The sequence below is a fragment of the Lacinutrix himadriensis genome (assembly GCF_001418105.1).
Lineage (GTDB): Bacteria > Bacteroidota > Bacteroidia > Flavobacteriales > Flavobacteriaceae > Oceanihabitans > Oceanihabitans himadriense.
Genome location: NZ_LIQI01000012.1, coordinates 21,590 through 36,208 on the forward strand (window position 1 = coordinate 21,590; position 14,619 = coordinate 36,208).

12 protein-coding genes are annotated in these 14,619 nt (G+C 34.0%); 2 read left to right on the forward strand and 10 right to left on the reverse strand.

Annotated features, from left to right (window positions below; all coding sequences use genetic code 11):
- Window positions 1–28: 28 nt before the first annotated feature.
- From AMD28_RS02300 to mraZ, 8 genes are all read right to left on the reverse strand, one after another.
- Window positions 29–1,222, reverse strand: a complete 1,194-nt coding sequence (locus AMD28_RS02300) for an FtsW/RodA/SpoVE family cell cycle protein (RefSeq protein ID WP_055442553.1) — start codon at window positions 1,220–1,222, stop codon at window positions 29–31.
- 59 nt (window positions 1,223–1,281) lie between these two features.
- The gene (gene murD, locus AMD28_RS02305) at window positions 1,282–2,619 is read right to left on the reverse strand and encodes a UDP-N-acetylmuramoyl-L-alanine--D-glutamate ligase (protein WP_055442554.1); all 1,338 of its coding nucleotides are present in this window, start codon (window positions 2,617–2,619) and stop codon (window positions 1,282–1,284) included.
- A gap of 77 nt (window positions 2,620–2,696) precedes the next feature.
- Window positions 2,697–3,938 carry a phospho-N-acetylmuramoyl-pentapeptide-transferase gene (mraY, locus tag AMD28_RS02310; RefSeq protein ID WP_055442555.1) on the reverse strand — a complete coding sequence of 414 codons (1,242 nt, stop codon included), beginning with the start codon at window positions 3,936–3,938 and terminating at the stop codon, window positions 2,697–2,699.
- Between the two features lie 107 nt (window positions 3,939–4,045).
- The gene (locus AMD28_RS02315) at window positions 4,046–5,509 is read right to left on the reverse strand and encodes a UDP-N-acetylmuramoyl-L-alanyl-D-glutamate--2,6-diaminopimelate ligase (protein WP_055442556.1); all 1,464 of its coding nucleotides are present in this window, start codon (window positions 5,507–5,509) and stop codon (window positions 4,046–4,048) included.
- On the reverse strand, window positions 5,506–7,467 hold the full coding sequence (locus tag AMD28_RS02320; RefSeq protein ID WP_055442557.1) for a penicillin-binding protein: 1,962 nt from the start codon (window positions 7,465–7,467) through the stop codon (window positions 5,506–5,508). The genes AMD28_RS02315 and AMD28_RS02320 overlap by 4 nt, the downstream gene beginning before the upstream one ends.
- Window positions 7,468–7,527: 60 nt before the next feature.
- On the reverse strand, window positions 7,528–7,848 hold the full coding sequence (locus AMD28_RS02325) for an FtsL-like putative cell division protein (RefSeq protein WP_055442558.1): 321 nt from the start codon (window positions 7,846–7,848) through the stop codon (window positions 7,528–7,530).
- A gap of 169 nt (window positions 7,849–8,017) precedes the next feature.
- The gene (rsmH, locus tag AMD28_RS02330; RefSeq protein ID WP_055442771.1) at window positions 8,018–8,914 is read right to left on the reverse strand and encodes a 16S rRNA (cytosine(1402)-N(4))-methyltransferase RsmH; all 897 of its coding nucleotides are present in this window, start codon (window positions 8,912–8,914) and stop codon (window positions 8,018–8,020) included.
- Window positions 8,901–9,371, reverse strand: coding sequence for a division/cell wall cluster transcriptional repressor MraZ (mraZ, locus tag AMD28_RS02335; protein WP_055442559.1), 471 nt, complete (start codon window positions 9,369–9,371; stop codon window positions 8,901–8,903). Before mraZ ends, rsmH begins: the two co-directional genes overlap by 14 nt.
- A gap of 296 nt (window positions 9,372–9,667) precedes the next feature.
- On the opposite strand from mraZ, the gene AMD28_RS02340 reads away from it, so the two are divergent.
- Together AMD28_RS02340 and yihA are read left to right on the forward strand one after the other, a co-directional pair.
- On the forward strand, window positions 9,668–10,432 hold the full coding sequence (locus tag AMD28_RS02340; RefSeq protein ID WP_055442560.1) for an alpha/beta fold hydrolase: 765 nt from the start codon (window positions 9,668–9,670) through the stop codon (window positions 10,430–10,432).
- 127 nt (window positions 10,433–10,559) lie between these two features.
- The gene (gene yihA, locus AMD28_RS02345; protein ID WP_055442561.1) at window positions 10,560–11,165 is read left to right on the forward strand and encodes a ribosome biogenesis GTP-binding protein YihA/YsxC; all 606 of its coding nucleotides are present in this window, start codon (window positions 10,560–10,562) and stop codon (window positions 11,163–11,165) included.
- 53 nt (window positions 11,166–11,218) lie between these two features.
- Here the strand turns inward: yihA and AMD28_RS02350 are convergent, their stop codons facing one another.
- Together AMD28_RS02350 and AMD28_RS02355 are read right to left on the reverse strand one after the other, a co-directional pair.
- Entirely contained in the window at window positions 11,219–12,313 is a 1,095-nt protein-coding gene (locus AMD28_RS02350; protein ID WP_055442562.1) for an ABC transporter permease, read from the reverse strand.
- 8 nt (window positions 12,314–12,321) lie between these two features.
- Window positions 12,322–14,442, reverse strand: coding sequence for a carboxy terminal-processing peptidase (locus AMD28_RS02355; RefSeq protein ID WP_055442563.1), 2,121 nt, complete (start codon window positions 14,440–14,442; stop codon window positions 12,322–12,324).
- Window positions 14,443–14,619: the final 177 nt, after the last annotated feature.

Sequence of the window (14,619 nt, forward strand, 5' to 3'; positions counted from 1 at the left end):
GCGCTCGAGGTGACAGTTTATTTATTATTTAAATGGCTTCCGAAAGTACTTCCAACGGATTGTCTTCTAAATTTTCTTTATTTTTATCTTCTTCTCTTTTAGCACTTACGCTCAACACAATACCAATTGCCAAACAGGTCATCCAAATAGACGTTCCTCCACTACTAACTAATGGTAATGTTTGTCCGGTAACCGGAAATAACTCTACTGCAACTGCCATATTTATCAATGCTTGAAAAACGATTGGCAAACCAACACCAAGCACTAAAAGTTTTCCAAAAAGGCTATCTGATTTTTGTGCTACAATAACAATTCTAAACAATAGCCACATGTACAATATCATGAGTAACAAACCTCCAATTAAACCATATTCTTCAACAATAATTGCAAAAATGAAATCGGAAGAAGACTGTGGTAAAAAGTTTTTCTGAATACTTTTCCCTGGACCAACACCTTGAATTCCACCCGAAGCAATTGCTGTTTTCGCATGTTCTATTTGATAGTCTGCTTCTGTATTATCATCATTAGAGAAGCTATCAATCCTACTCATCCACGTATCAATTCTATTTGGCATCGCGTCTGGAAAAGCCTTTGCAACCAAAACAAAAAGCACCAATGCAAAAATACCAGAACCAATAATTACAGCTAAGTAACGTAATGGGTAACCTCCTAAAAACACCAGCATAACCACCATAACAAACATAATGGCAGCTGTTGAAAAATTCGCCGGAAGAATAAGTATTAATATTAAAAATACAGGCATCCAAAGTGGCAAAATCGTTTCGGCAAAAGTAATTTCTTTCTCTTGTATTTTAGACATATATCTAGCCACATACACCATAAGCACAACTGCTGCCAATGTAGATGTCTGAAAAGACATATTCACTATAGGTATTTGTATCCAACGACTTGCATTAGCTCCTTCAATTGTGGTTCCTTGTAGCATAGTAACAACCAATAATACTAGCACTACAGGAATCATAACCATAGATAAGCCTCTAAAATATCTGTACGGAATTTTATGTACACCATACATGATAGTGAACCCTAAAAACAAATGCATAAAGTGCTTAATAAAGAATGAAAAGGTATTACCTGTACCACCAACATAAGCCAAATTGCTTGCTGCACTGTACACAGGTAAAAACGAAAATATAGCCAATAGCGCTGTTATTGCCCAAATTAACCGATCCCCTTTTATGTTATTAAATATTTCTTGCATTTCTTATTTTAATGAGATGCTTCGACAAGCGCAGCATGACATTTCACTTATTTATTGTATTATAAACTTCTTACTGCGTCTTTAAACTGTCTTCCTCTATCTTCATAGTTTTCAAACAAATCAAAACTAGCACAAGCAGGAGATAACAATACATTATCACCAGATTCTGCTATCTTATAAGCAATTTTTATAGCTTCACTCATAAATTGCGTTTCCACAATAACATCTACCATGCTTCCAAAAGTGCTCAGTAACTTTTCGTTATCTACACCTAAGCATATAATTGCTTTTACTTTTTCGTTTACAAAAGAGAATAATTCATTATAATTATTTCCTTTATCAACACCTCCAACAATCCAAACCGTTGGTGCATCCATGCTTTCTAGTGCATAATAAGTTGCATTTACGTTAGTAGCTTTAGAATCGTTGATATATTGCACTTTATTAATTTTTAACACATGCTCCAAACGATGCTCTACGCCTTGAAAATTCTCTAAACTTTCACGAATCGTTTGCTTTCTTATTTTTAGTAAATGCGCTACTGTCGAGGCAGCCATTGCATTCTTAACATTGTGTTTACCCTCTAATGCTATTTTGCTTGTTGGCATAATTATCTGGTTGTTATCTATTGTTATTATTATGTTTTCTTTTTCTAAATACGCGCCATTTTCAATTTTCTTTACTAGAGAAAATGGCAATAATGTGGATTGTACTGGATGTGCTTTTAACCAATCAGTGATCACCTCATCGTCTGCATCATAAATCAAATAATCTTCTTTTGTTTGATTCTTGGCAATGCTAAATTTTGAAGCGATATAATTTTCAAATTGATAATCATATCTATCCAAATGGTCTGGCGTAATGTTGGTTATTACAGCAATTTTCGGTTTAAAATCAACTATACCATCTAACTGAAAACTACTTATCTCTAATACATAGTTTTCATAATCCTCTTCTAAAACCTGTTTTGCAAAACTGTCTCCAATATTACCTGCTAAACCAACGTTTAACTCTTGTTTTAAAATATGATCTGTTAGCGTAGCTGTTGTTGTTTTTCCATTGCTTCCAGTAATACCAACAATAGTTGCGTTGGTGTACTTAGCTGCAAATTCAATTTCTGAAATAACAGGAATACCTTTCTGCATTAACTGCTGTACGATAGCAACCTTTTCCGGAATCCCTGGGCTTTTCATTACCACATCGGCATTTAGAATCTTAGATTCTGTATGCTTTTGCTCTTCCCATTCCACTTCATTATGTATAAGAACTTCTTTATATTTCTCTTTTATTGCTCCCTTATCAGAAACAAAAACTGCATAGCCTTTTGCTTTTCCTAAAAGCGCAGTTCCCACTCCGCTTTCTCCTGCTCCTAATATGACTAATCGTTTTTTTTTCATTATTTGTCATTCTGCGCTACGACGCAGAATCTACTTTTGTTAATATGGATTCCGCATCCAGTGCGGAATGACAAGCACTATCTAATTTTCAGTGTTACGATAGATACAATTGCTAATAAGATTCCTACAATCCAGAATCTGGTAACAATTTTACTTTCATGATATCCTGATTTTTGATAATGATGATGCAAAGGCGACATTTTAAAAATGCGTCGTCCCTCACCATATTTTTTCTTTGTGTATTTAAACCAACCAACTTGCATCACTACAGATAGGTTTTCCGCTAAAAATATTCCGCATAAAACAGGAATCAGCCATTCTTTTCGAACTGCTATTGCTATAACCGCAATAATTCCACCTATAGTTAAACTCCCTGTGTCTCCCATAAACACTTGTGCTGGATATGCATTGTACCATAAAAAACCAATTAGCGCTCCAACAAATGCAGCGATATAAATAGTAATTTCTTCAATTCTTGGTATGTACATAATATTCAGGTAATCTGAAAAAACAATATGTCCAGACACAAAAGCAAATATTCCAAGTGTAAGTACTATTATAGCCGAAGTTCCTGCCGCGAGTCCATCAATACCATCGGTTAGATTTGCACCATTAGAAACTGCTGTAATAATAAATATGGAAACCAGAATGAAAATGATCCAAACATATTTCGCTGCTTCCGGATGAATCCAAGTAATTAAATCGGCATAGTCAAATTCATTTCCTTTTACAAAAGGGATTGTTGTTTTAGTGGATTGCTCTTCCGCAGCAAAAAACTTACCCGGTAAGGCATTGGGATTTTCAATTAAAATCTCTTGTTGTTGCGCTACTGGAAGTTTCTCTTTAATAGTAACATTCGGATTAAAATATAAAGTAGCACCTACTATAATCCCCAAACCTACTTGTCCTAAAATTTTAAACCTTCCTTTTAAACCTTCTTTATCGTTTTTAAATTTCTTGATATAGTCATCTATAAAACCAATGGTTCCCATCCACAAGGTGGTAACAATTAACAGAATAATGTAGGTGTTTTCAAGTTTTGCAAGTAGCAACACCGGAATTAACGTAGCAAGAATAATAATGATTCCACCCATGGTTGGCGTTCCTGCTTTTTCTGCTTGCCCCTCTAAACCTAAATCTCTAATAGTTTCTCCAACTTGCTGTTTTTGTAAAAAACGGATAATACGTTTACCAAATATTGTAGAAAACAACAGAGATAATATAATAGCAACAGCCGCTCTAAAGGTGATGAACCCAAAAAGTGATGCCCCAGGAAACTGGTATTGTTTTTCTAAATATTCAAATAGGTAATACAGCATTCTTTATTGTTTATTTTTTTTGAGATGCTTCGACAAGCTCAGCATGACATTCTTTAATTTTATTTTTACTCCTTGTAGATTCCGCATCAAGTACGGAATGACAAAATCTACTTCTGTAATTGTGTTAAAAACTCTTGCACTATTTTATAGTCATCAAAATCATGACGTTTACCATTCACTTCTTGATAGGTTTCGTGTCCTTTTCCAGCGATTAATATGATATCATTCGCATTTGCAAGCTGACAAGCCGTTTTAATCGCTTGTTTTCTATCTACAATAGACAAGGTTTTTTTATAGTTTACAGGATCTACACCTGCTTCTATTTCTTCAATAATTGTTTCTGGAACTTCGCTTCTAGGATTATCGCTTGTAAAAATCACTTTAGTACTTAAAACCGAAGCAATATTGCCCATTTTTGGTCTTTTGGTTTTATCTCTATCCCCACCACAACCAACAACCGTTATTAGCTCTTCATTTTTAGTACGAATACTATTTATGGTTTCTAACACGTTTTGCAAAGCATCCGGTGTATGTGCATAATCTACAATTGCTGTGATTTTATCTTCAGAAATTAAATACTGAAATCTTCCACTTACACTTTCTAATTCACTTATTAAACGAAGAATTTCCACTTTTTCAAGACCTAACAATTCCGCAGTAGCGTAAATAGCTAATACGTTGTAGGCATTAAATTCTCCGATAAGCCTAGTCCAAACTTCTGCATCCTCCACCTTAAGCAACAAACCACTAAACTGATTCTCTAAAATTTGCGCTCTGTAATCTGCATAGCTTTTTAAGGCATAGGTATATTTTCTTGCTACGGTATTTTGCAGCATCACCATTCCATTTTTATCGTCTGCATTTACTAGTGCAAATGCTTCGGATGGAAGCTTATCAAAGAAAGACTTTTTCACATCGCGATATTCGGCAAACGTGTCATGATAATCTAAATGATCATGTGATAGGTTTGTAAATATTCCGCCTTCAAAATGAAGTGCCTCTGTTCTATTTTGATGAATGCCGTGCGAGCTTACTTCCATAAAGCAAAACTCTACACCTTCTTCATTCATTTCTTTTAAGTAACGATTAATCGTTAAGGAATCTGGCGTGGTATGTGTAGCCTTATACTCTATGTTATCTACCATAACTTTCACTGTAGAAAGCAAACCAACCTTATAGCCAGCATTTTTAAATAGTTGATATAAAAGTGTAGCTATAGTCGTTTTTCCATTCGTTCCAGTAACACCAACAAGTTTTAGATTTTTAGATGGCGATCCATAATAATTAGATGCCATAATTGCCAATGCTCTGGTAGCATCTTGCACTTGCACATAGGTTACTTTAGGATTAAAATTATGCGGCATTATTTCACACACAACTACCATTGCACCTTGCTTTATCGCAAGATCTATATAATCATGACCATCTACAAGAGATCCTTTAATAGCAACAAACGCATCACTAATAGCAATTTTACGAGAATCGAAAGCTATGTTTCGTATAAACACGTCTGTGCTACCAACAACTGCATTGATATTTACCTTATATAATATGTCTTTAAAATCTATCACGATGCTTCTAAAACTATAGTTTGTTTATTTTTAAGTTTAGTGTTTTTATCTACGGATTGCTTTTTAACAATACCAGAACCCGAAATCTTTACTTTTACATCTACATCCATATTTTCTAATAAGGAAATAGCATCCATTGCAGGCAAACCAATAACGCTTGGCATAATTGTTTTATACGTTTGCGCGGTATTATAATAACTTTCAAACTCATCATCTACCGAAGCGTTTTGTACTTCAAGAGATTCCACTTCATCTACAATTGGCGTATCTGTAAATATTTTTTGTGCAATACGTTTAAATACTGGACCTGTAACATCTGCTCCATAATACCCAACCTTTGTACTTGGTTTATGGATAACTACAATGCAAGAATACTTAGGGTTCTCTGCCGGAAAATACCCTGAAAAAGACGAAATATATTTCGGGTTTCTTTTCCATTCTTCGTTGTTTGCATAATCTGTTCTTGCTGTTCCTGTTTTCCCTGCCATGGAAAAAGTTTCGGAGTATAATTTTTTACCGGTTCCTCTAACCACAATATTTTTAAGAATATCTTTTATTTGAGCAAGTGTTTCTTCGCTACAAATTTCATCCACGATTACTTCTTTTTCAAAAACCTCAATCTCTCTATCAAATTCTTTTACTGCTTTTAAAAATCTTGGTTTTATCAATTCGCCATTATTGGCAATGGCATTATAAAAAGCCAAGGTTTGCAATGGTGTTAACTGCATATTATAACCATAAGCCATAGATGGCAATGCGTTTCTACTCCAAATAGCATCTCCCGGCTTTGGTATCACTGGCGCACCTTCACCAATAATAGAAACCCCTAATGGCTGATCTAATTTCCATTTTCTTAATCTTTTTAGGAATTTCTCTGGATTCTTAGAATAGTTATCATCTATAATTGTAGCCATACCAATATTCGAAGAAACTTCTAAAGCTCGTGCTGCAGAAATCTCACCAAAACCACCACGATGTGAATCGCTAATCGTTCTTCCATAAAACCTCTTCTTCCCATTTCCAGTATCAACAACGGTAGACGTATCAATAACTTTATCTTCTAAAGCAGCCATTAAAGCCATCACTTTAAATGTAGATCCCGGCTCATGCGATTCACCAACTGCATAGTTTAGTTTTTCGTAATAACCACCTTTACTCGTTCTACCAAGATTAGAAATCGCTCTAATCTCCCCAGTTTTCACCTCCATAACTACTACACAACCATGTTCTGCTTCGTAATACTCTAATTGTTTTAAAAGGGCATGATGCGCTATATCTTGAATGTTAACATCTATAGTCGTATATACATCATAACCATCTTTAGCTTCTACTTGATCATAATCAACAATAGGCTTCCACTGTCCTTTTCCTATTTTTTGTTTTAAACGCAAACCATCTGTACCACGCAAATATTTGACTCCGAAAGCACCATCAATTCCTGGTCGTGTTACATTACCAGCTTCATCGGTACGCTCATAACCAATAGTACGCTCTGCGATTCCACCCATTGGATGTTCTCGTTTTGTAGTTTGCTCTACAATAAGTCCACCTTTAAAAGCACCAAGCTTCAACATTGGGAAATTGCGGAATTGGATATAATCCGAATAGCCAATATTTCTAGCTAACAAATAGTATCTATTTCTATTTGCTCTCGCTTTACGTAATTCTTTTTGATAATACGAAGCAGGTTTTCCTGAGTATTTAGAAAGCGCCTCACTTAAAGGTTTTAAATTCTCTTCAAAGGTTTTTGCAGAAGGCGTTATAGCGTCAATTCGAATATCATACTTAGGAACAGAAGTCGCTAACAAATTACCATTAACAGAATACACATTTCCTCTATTAGCTAGAATTGGAACCGGCTTAATGGTTCTACTTTGCGCTAGCGCTTTGTATTTATCCCCTTGCACAAACTGAATAGTCAAAAGTTTAAACACGACTGCTAGAGCGAAGATGAACATACATCCTGCTATGAAATACAATCGGTTTAATATGTTCTTTTCGCTTGCTGCCAAAGGGAACTATTCTTTTTGTGATTTAACTTTTATTTTTTTTGGTGGAACTTCTGAAATAGCAATTCCTTTCCCAGCCATCTTTCCTTCTAAAAACGACTCTTTTTTAAGCTTCATTAATCTACCTCGTCCATCTATCATAGCAGAACGAAGCTCTTTAACATGATTATTTAGTTTTGCAATTTCATGCACTTTTTTATCTGCGCTATGCGAACTTGCAATCATCACTATAGCTAACCCGGAAATAAATAGAATCATTTTCCAATTTCTAAAAGCATCATCGCTTACTAGAAACCTTCCTTTTAATATGCTATAGATATTTGTTTTCATGCTTAGTTCCTGCGAAGGCAAGAATCTTATTTTTTTTTGCCACGAATACACGAATTTCATTCTTGACTCGGTTGCGACATTTACTATTTCACTAATTAGATTACGCTTTGCTCCATCTAATTTTTTCGTTTTTATTTATATCTACAAGGTTTTTGAAACCTTGCAGGAATTATACTTTTTGAGCAATACGAAGCTTAGCACTTCTGGCTCTATTATTTATCTTTATCTCTTCTCTTGTTGGCACTATTAATCCGCCAACCTTTTTAAGAGGCACTTCAAAGTTTCCAAACATATCTCGTTCTGGCTCTCCTTCAAACAATCCATTTCTTATAAAACGTTTTACCAACCTATCTTCTAGAGAGTGATACGATATAAAACTCAAACGACCATTAGGCTTTAAAACATCTGGAGTTTGCAGTAAAAACTCTTTTAAAGCTTCTATTTCCTGATTTACCTCAATACGAATAGCTTGATAAATCTGCGCTAAAACCTTATTCTCTTTTTTATGTTGCAAAAAGCGTTTTAAAACTTTTTTCAATTGATCACTCGTTACTATTGGGGCTTCTTTTCTTTGTTCAACAATTTCTTTTGCCATTGCCGAAGCTTGTCTTAACTCCCCATATTGCAAAAGCACTTGTTTTAACTCCTCCTCTTCATATTCATTAACCACGTGAAATGCAGAAATTGCATCTTTCTGATTCATTCGCATATCTAAATCCGCTTCAAATCTGGTTGAAAAACCACGCTCTGCAACATCAAACTGATGTGATGAAACTCCAAAATCTGCCAAAACACCATCTACTTGCTTTACGCCATAAAACCTTAAAAATCGTTTCATGTGTCTAAAATTCTCATGAATTAAAGTAAAGCGTTCATCATCTATAGTATTCTCAAGCGCATCTGGATCCTGATCGAAAGCAAACAATTTTCCGTTTGCACCAAGTCTTTTCAATATTTCTTTACTGTGTCCGCCACCTCCAAAAGTGACATCTACATAAACACCATCTTCTACAATGTTTAAACCGTCTACGGTTTCTTTTAATAAAACTGGGTTATGATATTCCATCTTCTTCATCGTCTTGTCCCATTACTTCTTCTGCTAAGTCTGCAAAATCTACAGCTGCATCATCAATGGCTTGTTCATATTTATCTTTATCCCAAATTTCTACAATGTTAATTGCAGAAGAAACCACAATGTTTTTTGCTATATCTGCAAAAGCCACCAAGTCTTTCGGGATCAATAATCGTCCTGTCGCATCTACCTCAATTATTTTCACTCCTGCGGTAAATCGTCTTATAAAATCATTATTCTTCTTTTTAAAACGATTCAGCTTATTCATTTTACCCATCAAGGCTTCCCATTCGCTCATTGGATACAATTCTAAACAAGGCTGAAAAACTGCTCGCTTAAGCACAAATCCATTTTGCAACACAGGAGACAACTGCTTTTTAAGCGCAGCAGGAAGCATAAGCCTTCCTTTTGCGTCTACCTTGCATTCGTATGTTCCTATTAATGAGTTCACTGTAACTTTTACGTATTAAAACGATTAAGAGTCAAATATATTGAAAATTCTACCACTATTTACCACTATTTACCACATTGTTAATAAATTTTCGACTAAACGAAGCTTTCCTTCGATTACAAAATGGGTAAAAGCCCAAAAATCACTAGCTCACAGCGGGTTAACTTGTGGGTAGGAAACTTAAAAACGATTGTTAACATCTCTTTCAAAAAACTCCTTACACTGTTTTTATTTAAGTTGTTATAATTTGAATGAATTAACTATATTTGTTTTCAATAGAAATGACTAACTAATTCATGACGCATCGCTTAAAAAAAGAGAAAGATTACAGCTACATTGAGGTTGGAGAAGGTAAACCTATAATTGTACTCCATGGACTTATGGGAGGATTGAGTAATTTTGATGCTGTTACCAACTATTTTAGCGAAAAAGGGTATAAAGTTATTATTCCTGAATTGCCAATTTACAGCATGTCTTTACTTAAAACGAATGTAAAAACTTTTGCGAAATACTTGCATGACTTTATTGAATATAAAGGCTTGGATGATGTTATTTTATTAGGGAACTCGTTAGGTGGACATATTGGTTTATACCACACAAAATTATTTCCTAAAAAGGTAAAAGCTTTAGTAATTACAGGAAGCTCTGGTTTATACGAAAGTGCAATGGGAGGAGGCTACACAAAACGTAGCGATTATGAAGTAATAAAAAAGAAAGCACAAGACGTTTTTTACGATCCGGCTGTAGCTACTAAAGAAATTGTGGATGAAGTTTACGAAACCGTAAACAACAGAAACAAACTTATAAAAACACTAGCAATTGCAAAAAGTGCCATTAGACACAATATGGCTAGTGATTTACCACAAATGCAAGTACCTACTTGTATTATTTGGGGAAAAAATGACACCGTTACTCCACCAGAAGTTGCAGATGAGTTTAACGCTTTATTACCAAATTCTGATTTATTTTGGATTGACAAATGTGGTCATGCTGCCATGATGGAACATCCAGAAACATTTAACCAAATTCTTGATGATTGGTTGAAAAAGCGAAATTTATAATACACTTACAAAAAGACTAGCCACTCTTTTATGGCTACTATTTTGGTAACTTACTGTTATGTCTTTACCTTTGAACTTTTTAGTACTAATTTAATGAGGTTTCTGTTTTCACGGAAACACTATCGCGATGAAAATAAAATCTGCAGAATTTATATTAAGTAACTCTGATGTTGCTAAATGCCCAAAAAACAATATTCCTGAATATGCTTTTATTGGTAGAAGTAATGTAGGTAAGTCGTCACTTATTAACATGCTTACTAGCAGAAAAAGTCTTGCAAAAACATCTGGAAGACCAGGAAAAACACAACTAATAAACCACTTTATAATTAATAAAGAATGGTATTTAGTAGATTTACCGGGTTATGGATATGCACGAGTTTCTAAATCTGCAAAAAAGACCTTTCAAAAATTTATTACGCAGTATTTCTCCTTACGTGAACAGTTAGTTACTGGTTTTGTTTTAGTAGATATTCGACATAAGCCACAACCAATAGATTTAGATTTTATGCGATATTTAGGAGAAAATGGTATTCCGTTTTCTATCATCTTTACTAAAGCGGATAAGTTAAAACCTAAAGCGATTGAAAACCACGTAGAAGACTACAAGAAAATTCTTTTAGAAACTTGGGAAGAAGTACCTAATTACTTTATCACTTCATCTTCTAACAATGTTGGTAAAGAAGAAGTATTAGAGTATATAGAATCTTTGAATTCGAGTATGGAATTGGAATAAGATTGCAGCCGAATACCAACAACTTATTTCTACAAATAGAGATTGAGAACTATTTAATTCTTCACATCTAACGCATCACGTAGCGCATTACCAATTAACATAAAAGCCATCACTAAAGTCATAATACATAATCCTGGGATTAAGGCTAAATACGGCTTTCCTAAAATAATGTAATTGTAATGATCTTTAATCATTGCTCCCCAGCTTGCCATAGGTGGTTGCGCACCAATACCAAGAAAACTCAAACCACTTTCTATTAAAATAGCTCCCGCAAAATTTGCTGCCGAAATCACGATTACTGGCGCCATTATATTTGGTAAAATATGCCTAGTAATAATTCTAAAATCATTAAAACCTAAAGCTCTTGCTGCAGTTACATATTGCATTTCTTTGGCGCTTATAATTTGCCCTCTTACCACTCTAGCGACTTCCACCCACATGGTTAAACCAACCGCAATAAAGACTTGCCAAAAACCTTTACCTAGAGCCAGTGTAATTGCAATAACTAATAATAGCGTAGGTATAGACCAGGTTACATTAATAATCCACATGATAATAGCATCTACTTTACCTCCAAAATACCCTGCAAGGCTTCCCATAAAAACACCAATAACTAAGGATATAAAAACGGCGACAAAACCTATAAAAAATGAAATTCTTGCACCAACTAATATTCTACTTAGCAGGTCTCTTCCGTATTTATCGGTTCCAAAAAGGAAGGTTTTAGTCGTTATTAATGCTTTTAATTCAGTCGCATCTAATCCTTTAAAATCTATTGTTTTTTGTACTCCAACTAATCCATCAGAAGCATATTCGGTATAAACTATACTACTTTGTTCTACAGTATAACTGGTTATAGGAATTTCGGTTTCTGTATTTTTTCTTCCGAAGAAAAGGGCATCTAAGAAACCTTGCTCATTTTTAATCGTTGAAGGAATGGTTAGCATTTGGACTTTAAATCCCGGTTTTTTGGAATGTATAGACAAATGCATCTGATTTGCATATTGCGAATTGTCTGGAGCGATTGCATAAGCAAAAATCGATACTAGTCCAATTAACACGATAAACCCGAAACTAAAAACGCCCCAAAAATCGTTTTTAAATTTTTGGAGCGCTAATGCACTTAATGAGTTTGTTGTACTACTCATAAATCTATTTAGTCTTTTACTGTAGTAGCTATTTTCTCAATACTATAAGACATTTTTAAATCTTCTAAAACATGCAATGCTTCTTCGATATACACGTCTTGACTAAGGCTTTCATGCCATCTATCTCTTTTCGTTTTCAAAATAGAATCGGATGCAAACAATTGACTTTCGTATGGTAAAGACTCAAAAGTTAGATTTGTTTGGTATTCCGATAATTTATCAAATCGTTTTGCTTCTTGTTCTGTTAATTCTATTTTTTGCTTGTATGCTTTATAGTTTAAGGCATGAATATTTTCATCCATTCTGGTTTTTACCCATTTTGCATTTTCTTCAATTAACTTTAATTGCGCATTGTTACTCATACGTTCTTGACTCTTTTTAATCGTAGAATCGTAATCAAAATAGCTATCCCAAAAAGCGTAATCTACAGCTTCAATTTTGTCCCAAGGCAATGGGTTTTCTTGATCTTTTTCTCCAACATCGATAAAACTATATCTGTCCGGAACAACCACATCACTCTTCACTCCTTCTAATTGGGTAGAACCACCATTAATTCTATAGAATTTTTGCGTAGTAAGTTTTAAAGCTCCTAAATCTCCTTGAGAGTTATTACGTACCATTCTATTTAAATCTAAAACGTTTTGTACGGTACCTTTCCCGTAGGTTTGTTTACTTCCTATAATAATTGCTCTTTTATAATCTTGCATTGCTGCAGCTAATATTTCTGAAGCAGATGCCGAAAGTTCATTCACTAAAATCACTAAAGGTCCATCCCAACTAATAGATTTATCATTATCTTTTAAAACCTCTTTTGGTTCTCCTGTAGATCGTACTTGTACAATTGGTCCGTCTTTAATAAATAAACCAGCCATATCTACAACGGTTTGTAAAGACCCTCCTCCATTATTACGAAGATCTAAAACCAGGCCTTCCATTCCTTCCGCTTTTAAGCGCTCAATTTCTTGTTTAATATCGCTTGCTGCATTACGTTTTTTATAGTCTTCAAAATCTACATAAAATTTTGGGAGATTAATTACACCATAACGCTTATCCTTATTTTTAACTATAGATGATTTAGCATAGGTTTCTTCTAACTCTACAATATCTCTAGTAATAGCAATCACCTCAATAGTACCATCTACTTTTTTAATAGTAAGATTCACAACGGTTCCTTTAGGTCCTTTTATAAGTTTTATAGCATCATCTAAACGCATACCTACAATATTAATCGCTTGCTCTTCGTCTTCCTGACGTACTTTTTGAATAATATCACCAACTTCTAATTGTTTCCCTCTCCAAGCTGGACCTCCAGAAATAAGTTCTACAATTTTAGTATTATCCATTTTCTTAGATAATCTAGCACCAATCCCTTCTAACTTTCCAGACATTTGTTGATCAAAACGATCTTTATCTTCTGGAGCAAAATAGAATGTATGCGGATCAAATTCTTCCACAATAGCATTTACATAAATAGAGAACCAATCTTTACGTTGTTGGTCATCTATATAATCATTATAATAATTATCAATAGATTTTAAAGTTTCGTTACGAGACTCTTCCTCTAAATTAGCCAGTGATTCTTTCTCTTTTTCACTTTTTTCATTTTCAGTAACTAGGTCATCATAATTAGAAATAGTAGTAAACTTAAGTTGTTGTCTCCAACGTTCTTTCATTTGCTTTTTATTCTTTACATACTCTAACTTCTCATAATCGGAACTATAACTTTCATTCACAGCATAATTAAAGGGTTTGTTTAAAATATCCTTATAAATGGCTTTAGTTTCTTCGATACGTTTCAACAAACGCTCATGTGTCAGGTTGAAAAAAGCGATATCATACGCTTTCAATTGATCATCTAACTCTGTTTTATATTTTTCAAATTCTTCTATATCTGATTTATAAAAATAACGTTTTAAAGGATCTAATTGTTCAAGATAATCGGTATAAACAGCTGCTGAAAAATCATCATTTAAAACTTTAGGATCAAAGTGTCCTCGTTCTAAAACATAGGTTATCACTTGTATTAGGAGTTTATCTTTATCTGGGTCATCAAAAGTCTTACTAGTAAAACTACAAGATGCAAATGCTAATAAAAGCAGTAGGATAAACACATTATATTTCTTTTTCATTTCTTAAATGCATTAATTAATTTAAGCCATACATAGCTTAAGTTAGGGGTTTGTCTCAATTTACTAATTTAAAGAAAAAACTGTGCCAATTAAAATGAATAGGTACTAATTTTTTGTTAAACCGTAAATAAGCAGCATATACTACATAAAATATGTATTTTAGCGTAGCAAAAAAAC